This window comes from Streptomyces sp. NPDC043738, assembly GCF_056436545.1.
In genome coordinates this window covers 1-17,532 of record NZ_JBWKCJ010000006.1, presented here as the reverse complement: position 1 = coordinate 17,532, position 17,532 = coordinate 1, and the positions used below count along the sequence as shown (strand labels likewise).

Sequence of the window (17,532 nt, the reverse complement as noted above, 5' to 3'; positions counted from 1 at the left end):
GGTGGGGAACGCATGGCGGATGAGAACAAGCTCCGCGCATACCTCAAGCGGGCGATCGCGGAGGGGCAGCAGACGCGGCAGCGCCTGGACGAGGTGGAGGCCCGGGCCCGGGAGCCGATCGCCGTGGTCTCCATGGCCTGCCGGTTCCCCGGCGGCGCCACCAGCCCCGAGGACCTGTGGCGGCTGGTCGCCGACGGCCGCGACACCCTCTCCGGGCTGCCGACCGACCGGGGCTGGGACCTCGACCGGCTGCTGGACCCCGACGCCGACGGGCCGGGCAGGTCGCACGCCGGGGTGGGCGGGTTCCTGTACGACTCCGCGGAGTTCGACCCGGAGTTCTTCGGGATCAGTCCGCGCGAGGCGCTGGCGATGGACCCGCAGCAGCGCCTGATGCTGGAGCTGACCTGGGAGGTCCTGGAGCGGGCGCGGATCGCCCCGGACTCCCTGCGCGGCAGCCGGACCGGCGTCTTCCTCGGCGTGATGTACAGCGACTACGGCGGCCGCTTCACCCACGCCCCGGAGGCGCTGGAGGGCTACCTCGGCAACGGCAGCGCCGGCAGCGTCGCCTCCGGCCGCCTGTCGTACACGTTCGGGCTGGAGGGGCCCGCGGTGACGGTGGACACCGCGTGCTCGTCGTCGCTGGTGGCGCTGCACCTGGCGAGCAGCGCGCTGCGCTCCGGGGAGTGCTCCCTGGCCCTGGCGGGCGGGGTGACGGTGATGTCCACCCCGGGCGTGTTCGTGGAGTTCAGCCGCCAGGGCGGGCTGGCCTCCGACGGCCGGTGCAAGTCCTTCGCCGCGGCCGCCGACGGCACCGGCTGGGGCGAGGGCGCCGGCGTCCTGGTGCTGGAGCGGCTGTCGGACGCGCAGGCGAACGGCCACCCGGTGCTGGCCGTCATCCGCGGCTCCGCCGTCAACCAGGACGGTGCCAGCAGCGGGCTGACCGCGCCGAACGGCCCCTCGCAGCAGCGGGTGATCCGTCAGGCGCTGGCCCAGGCCCGGCTGTCGCCGTCCGAGGTGGACGCCGTCGAGGCGCACGGGACCGGCACCCGCCTCGGCGACCCGATCGAGGCACAGGCCCTGCTTGCGACGTACGGCCAGGACCGCCCCGCGGACCGCCCGCTGTGGCTGGGTTCGGTGAAGTCCAACATCGGGCACACCCAGGCCGCCGCCGGCGTCGCCGGAGTGATCAAGATCGTGATGGCGATGCGGCAGGGCGTGCTGCCGGCGAGTCTGCACATCGACGAACCGACGCCGCACGTGGAGTGGTCGGCCGGCGGCGTCGAGCTGCTGACCCGGCAACGCGCCTGGCCCGAGGGCACCGGGCCGCGCCGGGCGGGCGTGTCGTCCTTCGGGGTCAGCGGCACCAACGCACACGTCGTCCTGGAGCAGGCACCCCGGGAGGAGACGGGCGGCGAGGCCGCGGAGGGCTTCGACGACGACGGCGTGGTGCTGCCCTGGCTGCTGTCGGCGAAGAGCGCCGAGGCGCTGCGGGCGCAGGCGCGCGCTCTGGTGGCGCACCTCGACGAGCGGCCCGGCGAGCGGCCGGTCGACACGGCCTGGTCGCTGAGCCGGCGCCCGGCGCTCGACCACCGCGCGGTCGTGGTGGCCCGGGACCGCGACGAGGTGCGCCGGGCGCTCGGCGCCCTGGCCGACGGCAGCGCCGCGCCCGGCCTGGTACGCGGCGTGTCCGGCACGTCCCCGCTCGCGTTCCTGTTCACCGGTCAGGGCAGCCAGCGCCGGGAGATGGGCCGGGAGCTGTACGCCGCGTTCCCGGCGTTCGCCGACGCGCTGGACACGGTCTACGAGCAGCTGGACGCCCATCTGGACCGCCCGCTCAAGGAGGTGGTCGCCGGCGACGCGGGCGCCGAGGGCCTGCTGGACCACACCGCGTACGCCCAGCCGGCGCTGTTCGCCTTCGAGGTGGCGCTGTTCCGGCTGCTGGAGCGCTGGGGCGTGCGGCCGGACTTCGTCGCGGGCCACTCGATCGGCGAGCTGGCCGCGGCGCACGTGGCCGGCGTGCTGTCCCTGCCCGACGCCGCGCTCCTGGTGGCGCAACGGGGCCGGCTGATGCAGCGGATGCCCTCCGGCGGGGCGATGGTGGCCGTCCAGGCCACCGAGGAGGAGGTGCTGCCGTTCCTGGAGGACTTCCACGGCAGGGTCGCCGTCGCGGCGGTCAACGGGCCGTCCTCGCTCGTCCTCAGCGGCGACGAGGCCGCGGTGGAGGAGACCGCGCGCGGGTTCGCCGCACGCGGGCGCAAGACCCGGCGGCTGCAGGTGAGCCACGCCTTCCACTCCCCCCACATGGACGGGATGCTGGACGAATTCCGCGCGGTGGCCGCGGAGTTGGAATTCCGGGCGCCGCGGATCCCGCTGGTGTCCACCCTGACCGGGGACGTGGCGACGGCGCAGGAGCTGGGTTCGCCCGGCTACTGGGTGCGCCACGCACGCGAGGCGGTGCGTTTCCTCGACGCGGTCCGCACCCTCGAAGCCCGCGGCGCCGGCCGATTCCTGGAACTGGGACCGGACGGCGTCCTTACGCCCATGGCCCAGAGCGCGCTCGCGGACGACGGCGCCGCGGTACTGGCCGCGACCGCACGGGCCGACCGGTCCGAGGAGGAGACGCTGGTCGCGGCGGTGTCCCGACTGCACGCCCACGGCACACCGGTGGACTGGACGAAGTACTTCTCGGGCACCGGGGCCCGGCCGGTCGACCTGCCGACCTATCCGTTCCAGCGCCGGCGCTTCTGGCTCGACGCGGAGCAGGAGGGACCGGGCGCGGGGCAGGCGCACCTGGCGGGTCTGCGCGGTGTCGGCCATGCGGTGCTCGGCGGCGCCATCGACCTGCCGACGGGCGACGCCACGCTCCTCACCGGCCGGCTGTCGTCGGCGGACCACCCCTGGCTCGCCGACCACACGGTGCTCGGCACCCCGCTGCTGCCCGGCACCGCGCTGGTGGACCTGGCCCTGGCCGCCGGCCGGGAGACCGGACTGCCCGAGGTCGAGGAACTCACCCTGGAGGCGCCGCTGGTACTGGCGGAGCACGGCGCCGTGCACGTCCAGGTCCTCGTCGGCGCCGCGGACGACTCGGGGCGCCGTCCGGTGAGCGTCCACTCCCGGCCCGAGGACGCACCACCGCAGGAGGAGCCGACCCGGCACGCCACCGGCGTCCTTGCCGCCCCGGCCGGCCAGGAGCCCGAGCGGCTCGCGGTGTGGCCCCCCGAAGGCGCCACCGAGGTCGCGGTGTCGGACCTCTACGACGATCTCGCCGCCGCGGGCCTGGGGTACGGCCCGGTGTTCCGGGGCCTTGGGGCCGCCTGGCGACGCGGCACGGAGCTGTTCGCCGAAGTGGCGCTGCCGCCACAGGGCACGGGCGGGGCCGGCGACTTCGGCGTGCACCCCGCGCTGCTGGACGCCGCGCTGCACGGCATCGGCCTGGGCGGCCTGATCGAGGGCGGGGGCGGGGCCCGGGTGCCGTTCTCCTGGAACGGCGTGGCCCTGCACCGCACCGGGGCTTCGGCCCTGCGCGTCAGGCTCGCGCCGGCCGGGCCCGACAGCGTGGCGGTGGCGGCCGCGGACGAGGACGGCCGGCCGGTGGCCTCGGTGCGGTCCCTGGTCCTGCGGCCGGTCACCCGCGAGCAGATCCGGGCCGCGGGCGGCGTCCGGCGCGATGCGCTCTTCCGCGTCGACTGGCCCCGGGCCGGGGTGTCCGAAGCGGCGCCGGTGCGGACGTGCGCCGTGGTGGGCGCGGACGGCACCGAGCCGGCCGCGGGCCTTGCGTCCGCCGGCATCCAGGTCGTCCGCGCCACCGGTCTGGCGGAGCTGGGCGAGGCGGTCGCCGCGGGCGCGCCGGTACCGGACGCGGTCATGCTGGCCGTCGGCGCGCCCGCCGACGGCGTGGACGCCGCGGCGGCGGGCCGCGGCGCCGTCCACGAGGCGCTGGCGGCGGCCCAGTCGTGGCTGGCCGACCCGCGCTTCGCCGGAACCCGGCTGGCGTTCGTGACCCGGGGCGCGGTGGCCACCGGCCCCGGCGAGGACGGCCCGGCACTGGCCCAGGCGCCCGTGTGGGGCCTGATCCGCTCCGCGCAGACCGAGAACCCGGACCGGTTCGTGCTGATCGACACCGACGGGGAGGAGGCGTCGCGGCGCGCACTGGCCGCGGCGCTCGGCACCGGCGAACCCCAGCTGGCGATCCGCGCCGGCGCTCTCCTCGTCCCCCGGCTCGCCCGGGTGGCGGTGCCCGGCGGGCGGCAGGACCTCGCCTTGGACCCCGACGGCACCGTCCTGGTGACCGGCGGCACCGGAGGCCTCGGTGCCCAGGTCGCCCGATGGCTGGCCGAACGGCACGGCGTGCGGCACCTGGTCCTGGCGAGCCGCCGCGGCCGGGCGGCCGACGGCGCCGCGGAGCTGGCCGCCGAACTGGCCGGGCTCGGTGCCCAGGTCACCGTCGCCGCGTGCGACGTGGCCGACCGGGACGCGCTGGCCGGGCTGCTGGCGGGCGTCCCCGCCGCGCACCCGCTGTCCGCCGTGGTGCACACCGCCGGCGTGATCGACGACGGCGTGCTCACCTCGCTGACGCCGGAGCGGGTGGACGCGGTGCTGCGGGCCAAGATGGACGCGGCGGCGCACCTGCACGAACTGACCCGCGACGCCGGCCTGTCGGCGTTCGTGCTGTTCTCCTCGGCGGCCGGCGTCCTGGGCGCCGCGGGCCAGGGGAACTACGCCGCGGCGAACGCCTTCCTCGACGCGCTGGCGCAGCACCGGGCCGCCCAGGGGCTGCCCGCGGTCTCGCTGGCCTGGGGACCGTGGGAGCAGCAGGGGGGCGGTATGACCGGCACGCTGGACCGCGACGGCCTGGCCCGGCTCGCGCGCACCGGCGTGGTCGCGCTGACCTCCGCGGAGGCCCTGGCCCTGTTCGACGCGGCCTGGGCCGGCGACGACCCGCTGCTCGTCCCGATGCGCCTGGACACCGCGGTGCTGCGCGGCACGGCGGGCCGGGCGGGCGTGCCGGCCGCGCTGCGCGGACTGCTCCCCGCCGAGCGTCCACAGCCGGCCCCGGCGGCCCGGCCGCTGACCGAACTCGGCGAGGAGGAACGGGCGGCGGCGCTGCGCGAGTTGGTGCGGGCGCGCGCGGCCGGCGTGCTGGGGCACACCGCGGCGGAGGAGTTCGACGACTCCCGGCCGTTCCTGGAGTCGGGGTTCGACTCGCTGACCGCGGTGGAACTGCGCAACGCGCTCGGCGAGGCGACCGGCCTGCGGCTGCCCGCCACGGTGGTCTTCGACAGCGGCACGCCGGCGGCGCTCGCCGCACGGCTGGGCGAGCTGCTCGGCGCCGCCCGGCCCGGTCAGGCCGGCGGCACCCAGCCGGAGGACACCATCGACGCCCTGTACCGGCAGGCCTGCGAGGAGGACAGGATCGGCGAGGCGAACGAGTTCCTGGCAGCCGCCTCCAGGCTGCGGCCGACGTTCACGGCCGGCCAGGAGGGCGCCGCCGCCGCGGAACCGCTCCGGTTGTCCGAGGGCCCCGAACGGCCCGCCCTGATCTGCTTCCCCAGCGTCGGGGCGTCGTCGAGCCCGCTGCAGTACGCGCGCTTCGCCTCGGCTCTCGACGGGCTCCGGGAGGTGTCGGTGCTGCCGGTGCCGGGCTTCGTGGCGGGCGAGCTGCTGCCCGCCGACTTCGACACCATGGTGGAGACCCAGGCCGATGCGGTGCTGCGCTGTGCGGGCGACGCCCCGTACGCCCTGGCCGGATACTCCTCCGGCGGCTGGCTCGCCAACGCCGTGGCGGGATGTCTGGAGCGGCGCGGCCGCGGCCCGTCGGCCGTGGTGCTGCTGGACACCTACTTCGTCGACGACAACCTGCCGCTGGTCCAGCCGGCGCTGACCCGGGGCATGTTCGACCGGGAGGACACCTTCGGCCGGATCGACCATGTCCGCTGGACCGCGATGGGCGCGTATCTGCGGATGTTCGCCGACTTCACGCCGGCTGCCACCCAGGCGCCCACCGTCATGATCCAGGCCACCGACCCGATGCCCGCCGACGGCGACACGGCGGCGGCGCCCGACCCCACGGAGCGCGCCCTGGCGTTCCCCATGGCCGTCGAGCCCGTACCCGGCGACCACTTCACGATCGTGGAGGACGACGCCGAAGCGGTCGCGCGGTCGGTGCACGCCTGGCTCACCGCCCCCTCCCACCGTCCCGGCCCGTGACAGACCGCGGCCCGGGAGACCCACGCTCCGTCAACTCCGAACGAAAGAGGACCGAAATGACCGAGACATCGACGGCGACGACCGGCGAGGAACTGCACGAGTACCCGATGCGGCGGGGCTGCCCCTACCACCCGCCGACGGAGTACACCGAGCTCGCCGAGGAGGGCCCGCTCTCCCAGGTGCGGCTGTACGACGGCCGGACCGCGTGGCTGGTGACCCAGCACAAGGAGACGCGCGAGATGTTCGCCGACGCCAAGCTCTTCTCCTCCGACCACGACAACCCGGCCTTCCCGATCCTGGCCGAACGGGAGAAGAACTTCCCCGAGTTCACCCAGGAGCTGTTCGGCCTGGACGGGGAGCCGCACAAGTCCCGTCGGCGCATGCTGCTGCCGCGCTTCACCGCCAAGCAGGTGGAGCGGCTCCGGCCGATGATCCAGCAGGTCGCCGACGAGCTCATCGACGAACTGCTGCGGCACGGGGGGCCGGTCGACCTGGTCTCGGTGCTGGGTCGCCCGCTGCCGTCACGGGTGATCTGCAAGATGCTCGGCATCTCCTACGAGGAGCACGAGCTCTTCGAGGTGCACGCCCAGGGCATCATGCAGGCACCCGACCTGGAGAAGGCCGTCGAGGCCGGCCGGGAGCTGCTGGACTACCTGGTCAAGGTCGTACAGGCCAAGCAGACCAACCTGGGCGACGACCTGCTCAGCACGCTCATCACGGAGCGGCTGAACACCGGTGAGCTGACGTCGATCGAGGTGTCGAAGCTCATGGTCGCCCTGCTGATCGGCGGTCAGGAGACGACCACGAGCATGATCGGTCTGGGCACCCTGACGCTGCTGGAGCACCCGGACCAGCTGGCGATGCTGCGCGAGGACCCCGAGCTGCTGCCCGGCGCGGTGGAGGAGCTGATGCGCTTCTTGTCCATCGCCGACCTGACCACGCTGCGCGTCGCCACCACCGACGTGGAGGTGGCCGGGCAGGTGATCAAGGAGGGCGACGGCGTCATCCTCTCGACCGCCGCGGCCAACCGCGACCCCAGCGCCTTCGAGGACCCCGACACCTTCGACATCCGCCGCTCCACCCAGGGTCACCTGGCATTCGGCCACGGCCCCCACCGGTGCCTGGGCGAGAACCTGGCCAGGGCCGAGCTGGAGATCCTCTTCGGCACCCTGTTCAAGCGGATTCCCACGCTCCGGCTGGCCGTCCCGATGGACCAGGTCTCCATGAAGGTCGGCATGACGCTGGAGGGCCTGCACGACCTCCCCGTCACCTGGTAGGGGCCACCCGCTGGAGCCACCCGCCCACCCGCCTCCCCTCCCCGATTAGGACGTACATATGGACGACCGTTACGCGATCATCGAGACCTGCGATCGCATGGGCTGGCACACCGACCGCCACGAATGGGACAAGGCCACCGCCTTGTTCACCCACAAGGTTCTCCTGGACTACACCAGCCTGCTCGGCGGAACGCCGGTCACGCTGACGGCCACGGAACTCATCGATTCCTGGGTCGCGGTGCTCGGCGGCTACGACGCCTCCCAGCACCTGATGACCAATCATCTGGTGACCCTGGACGGCGACACCGCGGAATGCACCGCCTCCTTCCAGGCGACCCACCGGCTGGAAAACCCGCTCGGCTCCCCTTTGTGGCGCATCGGCGGAACCTACCGCTTCCATCTCGTGCGTTCCGGCGACAGCTGGAAGATCGACGAGCTGGCGATGTCGATTCTCTGGGCGGAAGGAAACAAGAACATCGCGGATATCGCCGCGGAACGGCAAAAGGCAAAGGCAGCGAACTGACGGCGCCGAGCCCGCGCCCGCAGCCCACCGGCCCATTCATCACCACCACCGCTGACGAAGACAGGAGCACATCATGGCCCAGGGGAACAGCAATTCGGCAGGCCTGCGGGGAAAGCGCGCACTCGTCACGGGCGGCACCCGCGGAATCGGCCTGGCGATCGTTCAGCGCCTGGTCGAGGAGGGCGCGACCGTGGTGACCTCGGCGCGCAAGGAGGCACCGGGACTTCCGGATTCGGTACACCTGGTCACCGCCGACGTGAGCACCCGGGAGGGCGTCGAGCACCTGGCCGACGCCGCCTTCGAACTGCTCGGCGGGGTGGACATACTCGTCAACAACGCGGGCGGCGCCAGCAGCGGCGGCATGCCGCACTTCGGCGGCTCCGCCTCGATCCCCGACGAGGACTGGGTCGAGGCACTGATGACGAACTACCTCGCCGCGGTACGGCTGGACCGCGCCGTCCTGCCGTCGATGATCGAGCGCCGCAGCGGGGTGATCATCGAGGTGGCCTCGACCGTCGCCCGCCGTCCGACCGGCGCCCTGCTGCACTACGGGGCGGCGAAGGCGGCGCTCATCAACTACGCGAAGGGGCTGGCGACCGAGGTCGCCCCGCACAACGTACGCGTCAACAGCGTGCTCCCCGGGCTGGTCAAGACACCCGCCATGGACATGGTCGCGGAGAACATCATGGGGGCCACCGGCCAGGACGGCGAGGCGGTCGTCCACATGATCGTCGAGGCCGAAGGCGCCCCGATGGCGGGCATCACCGAGCCGACCGACGTCGCCGACCTCGTGGCCTTCCTGGCCTCGGACCGCGCCCAGCGCATCACCGGCGCCGGCTACGTGATCGACGCCGGCGCCCTCCCCCAGGTGTAGACCCCACCCCCACCACAAACCCAAGCCACCCACCCCAGCCCCGGCCCCAGCCGCCAACCGCAACTCCCCCTCCCCACCCCCTCTCCCCCTACCAGACATCCCCTCCCCCTGACGGACCGTTCGGGCCGGCGTCTCATTCCTGACGCCGGCCCGAACCGCTGAGCACCCCCCGATCGAACAACAGGCCGGATTCCACCCCTCCCGGCGCCACCCCCACCCCCCACACCGCCAACGATTCCACCCCGCACCCGACCACCGAACCGCCCCCCTCACCCCCACTTGCCCCCTTTGCCCCAGTTCCCACACCCCACCCCCAGCACACCCCACCCACACCCCACCGCGGACTTTCCCAAATCATGACCGGCAATCTCCCCCATGCCATCACTGGCCGAAATTGCTCACCCCACCGGGCAGAAGGTGAGGATTCCTACTGATGCACCCGGGGTGCAATTTTTTACAGCTGCGGCAAAACGGTGTACAAAGTGTTGCGCCCCCGCACCATTGAGCATCTACCGACCGGCAGGCCGGTTTTTGCTTCAACCTCTTGTCCCGCCTCGAAGGCGTTGGCTTGGCATTCGTCGCTGGAGAACGAGTCCGCGGAGGCGGTTACCGACCCCACTTCGCACCCACTGATCTGGGGCCCGTTCCCAATTACGGAGGACAGGAGCATGCCCGAGTCCGCGCCCATACCCCACGACTCCTCGGGCGGCAGGGAAGCGGCGCTCACTCCCCTCGAACTCATGGGCCTGGCCGGTCTGCTACGGGCCTGGCGCGCGGCCGCCGGCGAGAAGCGGGGACTCGGCAGGCCGCTCACCCAGAAAGAGGTGGCCCAGGCCATCGGCCGCAGCGTGCGCTGGTACATCGACCTCGAAGGCGGCGCCACGCCCCGCCTGGAGCGGACCATTCTCGACGCGCTCGCCCGGGAACTGATGCTCGGCCCCGACCAGGAGACGACCCTCCACCTCTACGCCCTGGGCGGCGCCGTCACCACCACCATCCCCGCCCTCAGCTCCGAAGCGGCGACCCTGCTGCAGCTCCTGCTCGACCAGCAGATGCCCAGCCCGGCCTACATCAGCGACCTCAGCTGGGACATCATCGGCTACAACACCGCCATGGCCGAGTGGTACCCCTGGGTGCGGGAGCGGGGCGCGAACCTGATGCGCTGGGCCCTGCGCAGCAAGGAAGCCCGCCGCCAGTTCATCAACTGGGAGCACCACGCCGCCATCTACCTCGAACAGCTCCGCTTCGCCCTCGCCGAGCACCCCCACAACCCCGAACTGCAAAAGCTGCTCGCCTACATCCTCCAGGACCCGGACTGCGAACGGCTGTGGCACGCGAGCTCCGAGGTGCGCAAGAGCGGCGAGGGCCGCCACTTCTTCCAGGCCCTGCCCCGGCACGACTACGAGATCATCCACGTGGTGAGCAACGTCCTCTACCCGGCGGGCCTCCCCAACTCCCGCCTGGTCGTCGTCACCTGGCTCAAGGACGAATGCGAGCCGAAGCCCACCGACGACGCGACCCTGAGCACCCCCTACGACACGGCACCGGCAAGCAGCGCCTCCCAGCCGCACCCCACCGCCGGCGCGTACTTCTCCGTCCCCTCCCTGCGGGACGCGGCCAAGCTGGCCGGCCCCCACGCCATTCCGCTCCCCCTCCTCAGCCGCCTCGCGGGCCCGCGCCACCAGCTCACGCTCTCCCGCGAACGGGGCACCGTCGTCTGGGCCACCGAGCAGAGCGACGGAACCTGGGCCTTCGAGGAAGTCGACCCGTACACCGTCATCAAGAAACTCCCCCGCCGCCACGCCCCCCTCGAAGCCCCCGAGGAATACAAACACCTGGTCCGCGCCCTGATGCCCAGCGACCCAAAAGAAGCCGCAAAGCGCATCGACACCCTCCTCCCGGACTACCTGGCCCGAATAGAGCACCTCACCGAAATCCGAAGAGAACTCAGCGAACAACACCCCGACCAGGTCCCCCACACCGACCCCCTCGGCAACGCCTTCGACCACCCAAAAATCCTCAGGCTCCTGAGAGACATCCCGAACTGACAGCTGCCCCGGCGCAGAACAGCCCGCCCCTTGTCCAAGCGAGTGGAGCGGCTATCGGCGCCTGGCCGCCTCGCAGTTCCCCTCTCGGCTTGCCGGACAGCCGCAGCTGCTCGCCTCCAGCAGCTCCAGCTGAGTCCGCCTCTGGAACCCGAGATGCGGCTGACACCCCACCTACGGACGTGCCGCCCGTGATCGCCCCGTAGCCCCAGCCTGGGCGAAGCCACACCGCACCACATGAAATCGGCCCGCCGACGCAGAGCCATGTGACGTGCCCCCAGGTGGAGCTTGGCTCGCCCGGCTACGTGACCGGCACAACTTCCCATCCCACGAATGCTGCGCCCTGCCATCGGAGAAGGAAACGGGAAACAGCATCGATCGCCTTGTCCGTCCGGGAGGGGTTGCCGCACTCTTTCGTGCAGCAACCCCTCGGCCTGGGCGGACGGGTTTTGGAGGATTCCGTGTCACAGCCGTCCACCGAGTTCGGCGAGGAGCTGAGGAAGCGGCGTCTGGAGGCTGGACTGAGCCTCACGGCCTTGTCCGGCGCCGTGCACTACAGCAAGGCGCAGTTGAGCAAAGTCGAGCGAGGTCTCAAGGCACCCAGCCGTGACCTCGTCCGGCTGTGCGACGCCGCCCTTGGGGCTGACGGTGCGCTGATCGCCCTGGTCACGCAGGCCGCTGCCGGCACGAGGAGGAATGGATCATGCAGCTGTCCCCGGACGGCCCGAACCGGTTCCACTCCATGGGCCGGCGAGAGCTGGTGAGCGCCGGCGTCGCCTCCCTGATGACATGGCGGTCGGACGGAACAGGGCCGGCCTCCCCGGCCGCGGGTGTCGGCATGCTGGAAGCCTCCCGATCGCTGTTCACGCACTACCGGAGACTCGGCCAGGCCGTGGAGCCCGGCCTGCTCCTTCCGGTCCTGATCGCGCAGACGCACACCCTGCGGGAGCTGTCGGCTCAAGCCGACTCCGGCACCCGCCGGCAATTGCTGGCGCTCGGCTCCCGGTACGCCGAGTACGTCGGCTGGCTGGTGCAGGAGACCGGCGACGAACGTGCGGCACTGTGGTGGACGCAGCGCGCAGTCGATCTGGCAGCCGCCGGCGGTGACCAGGCGCTGGCCGGCTACGCACTGGTCCGTAGGGCCTTGGTCACGCTGTACCGGGACGACGCCGAGCAGACGATTGCCCTGGCCCGTCGTGCGCAGAGCGCAACGCTGCCACCACGGATCCGTGGGCTGGCCGCACAACGCGAAGCGCAAGGGCACGCGCTCGCGGGCGACCTCCATGCCTGTCTGCAAGCTCTGGAGCGTGCTCGAACGCTCCTGGCTCGCCACGACGACGGTTCAGACGAGCCGGTTATCGGCACCATGCACCTTCCCGATCCGGTCAGCATGGTCACCGGCTGGTGCCTGGTCGATCTCGGCCGGCCGCGTGAAGCGAGCGAGGAGCTCGACCGGCAGCTCGCCCTGGTCGGCCCGGACGCGGTGCGCACGCAGGTGCGGTACGGCGTACGCCGTGCGCTCGCCTATGCCTCGGCCGGCGAGATCGACCACGCATGTGCGCTCACGACGCCGCTGCTCGACGGCGTGGCGACAGTGCGCTCAGCGACCGTCACCACCGATCTGCTGCGCCTCGCCCGTGTCCTGGCTCGCTATGCGGATCACCCTTCGGTACGTCGGCTGGGGCCGCGGCTCGGCACGTTATCGCGCTTGTCCACTTCCTGAGGGAGACATCACCATGAACAAGGTCTTCATCAACTACCGTACAGGCGACGGTGAAAAGACCGCCGCCCTGATCGACCAGGAGCTGTCGCGTCGCTTCGGCCGCGAGCACATCTTCCGTGCGTCGAAGTCCATCGCCCCCGGCGATGCCTACCCCGACGCCCTGCTGGGAACGCTGCGACACAGCTCCCTCCTCCTGGCCATTGTCGGACCTGACTGGACGAACTTCCGGACACGACTGCACGATCCGGAAGACTGGGTGCGCAGGGAGATCGAAGAGGCATTCAGGTGCCAACTTCCGGTCGTTCCGATCCTGGACGGCCGGAAGACGAACCGGCTGAGCAAGGCCGACCTGCCGCCAGAGCTGGCACGGCTCGCCGACCTCCAATCCATTCCGTTCGACACCCACGACACCGAGACAGGTGTCGGGCGCATCGGTGATGTGGTGGCCGAGATGGTCCCAGGACTACGCGACCTGACCCAAGCCGATATCGCATCGCCCGCGTCGGGCACCGTGACCAATGCGGTCAGGGACGTAACCGGAACAGTCGTACAGAGCCGCGACTTCACCGGAGACGTCGGCGGCACCGTCGTGAAGGGCTCCCACGGCCCTGTCCACACAGGAAACGGCCACATCTACCAGAACTCCCGCCACGTGTCGGGCGACCGGCACATCTCGGGGAACGGGATGACGTACTTCGAGGGAGACCATCACGGCACCATCCAGCATCGGTTCGGTGAGCCGGATCGACGCGAGGACGACAGCCGGTGAACCAGCACAGCAGTACACGGATCGAGAACCTCAGGGGTTTTACGCACACGGGCCCAGGCGATATCAACGTCAACATCGGTGAGCAATTACAGGACTCTGACAAGCCGGCCTTCCGGCAGATCGCCGATGACCAACTCCGCTGGCTGCAGCGCGTGTTGGTAGCACCCCTCAACATGGGCGAGGCCCGCTCCAAGCTCGCCGACACCGGCACCGTCATCCTGGACGGCACACCGGGCAGCGGCCGGACCTCTGCGGCCCGCGTACTCCTGCGCGAGTATCACCAGGACAGCGGCGTCTTCCACGAACTTCTGCCCGGCGAGGAAGACGAACTGTCCCTCCACGCTCCGGCCCTGGTCGAAACCGGTGACCAGTTGCTGCTGGACCTGTCCGCCGCCGACGACCGCCAGTGGTCCGCGGTACGGGCCGGCCTCCCCGCCCTCCGCAAGGCCGTCCACGAACAGCACGCACATCTTGTCGTCGTCATGCCGCAGGGAGGCATCCTCGACCCGGACCTCCAGTACTACCGGGTCGAGATCCAGCAGCCTCCCGGCCTGGACGTCTTCCGGCGGCACCTCCGCATGCACGGCGTACCGTACGAGCAGTACATCCAGGACGACGTCGCCGTCAGCGAGTTCTTGCACGAAAGGCCGATGCGGGAGATCGCGGACTTCGCCGACCTGGTGCGCCGCGCCCGCGAGACCGCTCGACCGGACGAAGGCTTCGCGCAGTGGTGCGCAACGGCCAAGAGAGCACGCAACGACCGGCGGAAGGAAGTCGCCGCACTCGTGGCCGGACTACGCGAGGCGCCTCAGCGGGCACTGCTGATCGCCGTCTCCATGCTCCATGGGGCACACGCCGACGTCATCCACTGTGCGGCCCAGCTCTTACTGCGCACCCTCGACTCCCCGTCGGATGGGGTCTCGCTGCTCGCGCACAGGGACCTCGCTGAGCGGTTCAAGGAGATCTCAGCCGTCACCGGGCCGGGCGGACACGTGCGGTTCACGGAATTGGACTACGACTCCGCCGTCCGCGCCCATTTCTGGGACCACATGCCTGACCTACGGCTACACCTCGGCACTTGGGCTGCGAGAGTCGTGGATCTGAACGAGCCGCACCTCGTCCCAGCCGTTCGTGACGGTCTGGTGGCGCGTATGGCCGGTGAATATCTACGGACCGGGCGCGGGGACGGTCTGGCATCTCTCGTCGAAGGATGGAGTTCCGAGGCGACCGGCAGGGCGCGGCTCGAAGCCGCTGTCCATGCGCTCACGTGTGGCCTCAATGATCCGGCTCACGGCAGAGACTTCCGCGAACGGATCTATCAGTGGTGTGCCTACCGACGTCTGAGGGGAGAGCTCGCACAGGTACTCGTCCAGATCTGCGCCGATGTCATTGCGGCCAGCCACCCGGATCAGGCCCTGCTCAGGCTGTACTACCTGGCCCGTCGTGAGCGCGACACCACGCGGGCCCTCCAAGCGCTGTGCGACCTGGTGGCCGGCAGTCGCCGGTTGTGCCGCAGGCTGCTCGACCGCCTGGCACGATCCGACCTCTCACCGGACGACGTCAGCATCTTCCTGCGAGCCTGCGATCCGGTGCCGCTGACGGACGCCGCCACCGCTTCCCGCGCGCTGGTGGAGGAGAACGGTGTTCAGCGCTCCCTGACCGTCTGCTGGCATACGGTACTGGCCGAGATACCGCGGGCAACGTGGCAGCCACACGCCGAGCGCTGGCTCCACCGCGCGGCCGACGGCACCGGTCACCGCGGTGAGCTTCTGCTGGACATCCTCGTCAGCGCGGCCGAGCGGTGCGGGGAAAAGCGGGGTGAGGTCTTCGCCGCCCTGTATGCGAGCGCCCGCGAAGCCGAGCGCACCGCTCCGGGAGGCCCCGCGCGTTCCGTCGGGACCACCGAACTACTACTCCACAAGATCGGCGTGGCCCAGGGCCTCGGTCCTGCCGCCCCGCCGCCGGCATCAGCCAGGGGGACCCACCCATGACGACCGCACGAAAGACGACGACCGTCTTCCTCACCGTCTTATGCGGCCTGCTGTTGACCATCGTCGGCCTGACGCAACGGTGGCCCACGTGGACATGGCCGACGCTGGCCGTGCTCCTCCTCGTTGTCCCCGCAGCGGCCTTCCGGATCGCTTCGCGGCGCCGCGGCGCCGTGCCGGTCAGCTTCGAAGAACAGCGCACGGCCTCCCCCGTGGAACGCACGGAACACCACGTCAGCCAAGTGGCACTGCCCAGCCTCTGGGACGACTACGACTTCGTCTTCTCGGCGACCGTACGGTGGTATCTCGCCGAGACCCCCGGAGGCGCCCCTGTCCTCAATCCGGCAGGGCTCGCCGTCGAAGCAGTCCTGAATCGTGCCCGCGCCATCACCGAGAAACGGAAGCCGGGTCAGGCCTCACTCGTTCAGCACGAGCTCAGCGGTGCCCTCAGCCGTATGTGCCTGGACCCCACAGGACACCTCCAGGCCATGGCGGAGAACATCAACCTCACCCTGCTCGGGCAGGACCAGGAACGCCTGGACAGACTCGCCGGAGTACGCAAGGACAAGGCGGTCTGGGAGCACCAACGCAAGTACGAGCAGAGCAAGCGCCAGTATCTGGGCGAGGACGTGCTGAAGGACACCGGCAGTGCAGTGGTCTGGTGGCTCGCCAAGCACGACGAGCACGTGGAGAAGACCGTGGCAGACCTTCCTCTGCTCGCGCAGCTCACGTCCGCAGCCAATGACACCGACATCCCCGAGCGACTTCGCAACGTCGTGTCACAGCAGCCCGGCGAACCGGCCGCGCCGGAATCGCTGGAGGAGGACCCCGCTGCCACCCCGCAGGAGCGGACGGCTGCGGATCATCTCTCTGGCTTCTTCGACGCCATGGGCTTCACAGAGGGAGACGTGCGGCGGGCGATGCTGGCCAAACAGATCTCCGGCATCATCGAGCAGCAGAACCGCCACGAGACAGCCGAGGGCCTGCTACGCCGGTTCGATCCGCCGGCGACCTTCACACCGAACGAAGGCGAGGGGCCGAACCCCCACACTGACGCGCCCGACGAGACATCCGGGTCCCCACTCGTCTAGGAGAGGGCGATGGACAGCGAGTTGACCGTTCTCACAACGTCCAGAGCCACCACTCGCATCTACCCTCGCCCCCCAGCTCAGACGGTCCGGCCACCTTTCGATGCCCGCCAGGCGGGCTGTCAGCCTCTCGAAGCATCGAACGAGCGCTACGGGGCACGGTGTGGCGGCTCCGGCAACCGGCCCCGAGCCTGGGGCTTGGCGAGCTGGGCAAAGAAGGCGATGCCGAGGGCGGGCCATGGGGACGTTCTCCGCACTTAGCTCCCGAGGGAGCCCCATACGGACGCCCCGCCGCACTTTCCTCCGTCGCGTGCGAACGCGGCCGGCTCGTCCCTGTCCGGCTCTTCCAGCTCATCGAGCACCCGCCGAACCAGATCGGCGAGGGATTCGCCGCCCTCGGTGGCCCAAGATCGGCTTGATGCGGTGGTTGGTCCACGTGGCCCGGCCGCGGCGCTTGTCATCCTGCGCCAGCCAGTCCTCGAGGACCTCAGCCTCCACCATGAAGGCGGTGGCCAGGACGAGCAGCGCGCCTTCTGCGAGCACCCGTTTGTCGACCTCACGGAGGGCTCTTTACGGGACAGGGGAATTTAGAAGGCGGCGTAGCAGAGGCATACGCAACGGAGCCGAACCCTAGCGAAGGGGCGGACGCCACCTGCGCCCTGATGAACCCGTAGAGCGGCCCAAGCGACCGGCACTCGGAAGGGGGCGAACGGACTCGGAACGCAGAAAAGCCCCGCACCATAACGGTGCGGGGCTTTCCCACAAAGAAAGTTCGGCGGCGTCCTACTCTCCCACAGGGTCCCCCCTGCAGTACCATCGGCGCTGAAAGGCTTAGCTTCCGGGTTCGGAATGTAACCGGGCGTTTCCCTAACGCTATGACCACCGAAACACTATGAAGTTAAATCAACCGGAGCATGACTCAACGGTCGTTACTTCAGAACCTACACAGTGGACGCGAGCAACTGAGGACAAGCCCTCGGCCTATTAGTACCAGTCAACTCCACACCTTACGGCGCTTCCATATCTGGCCTATCAACC

Annotated in this window: 10 protein-coding genes and 1 rRNA gene; 10 read left to right on the top strand and 1 reads right to left on the bottom strand. The window is 70.8% G+C overall.

From position 1 onward, the window contains the following. Positions 1-12 precede the first annotated feature (12 nt). From AC0680_RS10795 to AC0680_RS10750, 10 genes are all read left to right on the top strand, one after another. Entirely contained in the window at positions 13-6,207 is a 6,195-nt protein-coding gene (locus AC0680_RS10795; protein ID WP_478626755.1) for a type I polyketide synthase, read from the top strand. Between the two features lie 56 nt (positions 6,208-6,263). After that, positions 6,264-7,484, top strand: coding sequence for a cytochrome P450 (locus AC0680_RS10790; RefSeq protein ID WP_478626753.1), 1,221 nt, complete (start codon positions 6,264-6,266; stop codon positions 7,482-7,484). A 58-nt stretch (positions 7,485-7,542) separates the two neighbouring features. After that, entirely contained in the window at positions 7,543-8,007 is a 465-nt protein-coding gene (locus AC0680_RS10785) for a nuclear transport factor 2 family protein (RefSeq protein WP_478626750.1), read from the top strand. A 73-nt stretch (positions 8,008-8,080) separates the two neighbouring features. Then, on the top strand, positions 8,081-8,881 hold the full coding sequence (locus tag AC0680_RS10780) for an oxidoreductase (protein WP_478626748.1): 801 nt from the start codon (positions 8,081-8,083) through the stop codon (positions 8,879-8,881). 668 nt (positions 8,882-9,549) lie between these two features. Beyond that, positions 9,550-10,929, top strand: coding sequence for a helix-turn-helix transcriptional regulator (locus tag AC0680_RS10775; protein WP_478626746.1), 1,380 nt, complete (start codon positions 9,550-9,552; stop codon positions 10,927-10,929). Between the two features lie 263 nt (positions 10,930-11,192). After that, positions 11,193-11,690, top strand: coding sequence for a helix-turn-helix domain-containing protein (locus tag AC0680_RS10770; RefSeq protein ID WP_478626743.1), 498 nt, complete (start codon positions 11,193-11,195; stop codon positions 11,688-11,690). Then, positions 11,630-12,649, top strand: a complete 1,020-nt coding sequence (locus AC0680_RS10765; RefSeq protein WP_478626740.1) for a transcriptional regulator — start codon at positions 11,630-11,632, stop codon at positions 12,647-12,649. Before AC0680_RS10770 ends, AC0680_RS10765 begins: the two co-directional genes overlap by 61 nt. Positions 12,650-12,662: 13 nt before the next feature. After that, a complete protein-coding gene (locus tag AC0680_RS10760; protein ID WP_478626737.1) occupies positions 12,663-13,418 on the top strand; it encodes a toll/interleukin-1 receptor domain-containing protein in 756 nt (251 codons plus the stop codon). Continuing rightward, positions 13,415-15,409: a hypothetical protein gene (locus AC0680_RS10755; RefSeq protein ID WP_478626735.1), complete on the top strand. Its 1,995-nt coding sequence runs from the start codon at positions 13,415-13,417 to the stop codon at positions 15,407-15,409. The genes AC0680_RS10760 and AC0680_RS10755 overlap by 4 nt, the downstream gene beginning before the upstream one ends. Further along, the gene (locus AC0680_RS10750; RefSeq protein ID WP_478626732.1) at positions 15,406-16,497 is read left to right on the top strand and encodes a hypothetical protein; all 1,092 of its coding nucleotides are present in this window, start codon (positions 15,406-15,408) and stop codon (positions 16,495-16,497) included. Before AC0680_RS10755 ends, AC0680_RS10750 begins: the two co-directional genes overlap by 4 nt. A gap of 767 nt (positions 16,498-17,264) precedes the next feature. Here AC0680_RS10750 and rrf read toward each other — a convergent pair. Further along, positions 17,265-17,381, bottom strand: a 5S ribosomal RNA gene (rrf, locus tag AC0680_RS10745). Between the last annotated feature and the right edge of the window lie 151 nt (positions 17,382-17,532).

Excerpts from the sequence above, each read along its gene's own strand:
- AC0680_RS10785 (WP_478626750.1), top strand. The coding sequence starts at position 7,543 with ATGGACGACCGTTACGCGATCATCGAGACCTGCGATCGCATGGGCTGG.
- AC0680_RS10760 (WP_478626737.1), top strand. The coding sequence starts at position 12,663 with ATGAACAAGGTCTTCATCAACTACCGTACAGGCGACGGTGAAAAGACC.
- AC0680_RS10775 (WP_478626746.1), top strand. The coding sequence starts at position 9,550 with ATGCCCGAGTCCGCGCCCATACCCCACGACTCCTCGGGCGGCAGGGAA.
- AC0680_RS10780 (WP_478626748.1), top strand. The coding sequence starts at position 8,081 with ATGGCCCAGGGGAACAGCAATTCGGCAGGCCTGCGGGGAAAGCGCGCA.
- AC0680_RS10750 (WP_478626732.1), top strand. The coding sequence starts at position 15,406 with ATGACGACCGCACGAAAGACGACGACCGTCTTCCTCACCGTCTTATGC.
- AC0680_RS10765 (WP_478626740.1), top strand. The coding sequence starts at position 11,630 with ATGCAGCTGTCCCCGGACGGCCCGAACCGGTTCCACTCCATGGGCCGG.
- AC0680_RS10795 (WP_478626755.1), top strand. The coding sequence starts at position 13 with ATGGCGGATGAGAACAAGCTCCGCGCATACCTCAAGCGGGCGATCGCG.
- AC0680_RS10790 (WP_478626753.1), top strand. The coding sequence starts at position 6,264 with ATGACCGAGACATCGACGGCGACGACCGGCGAGGAACTGCACGAGTAC.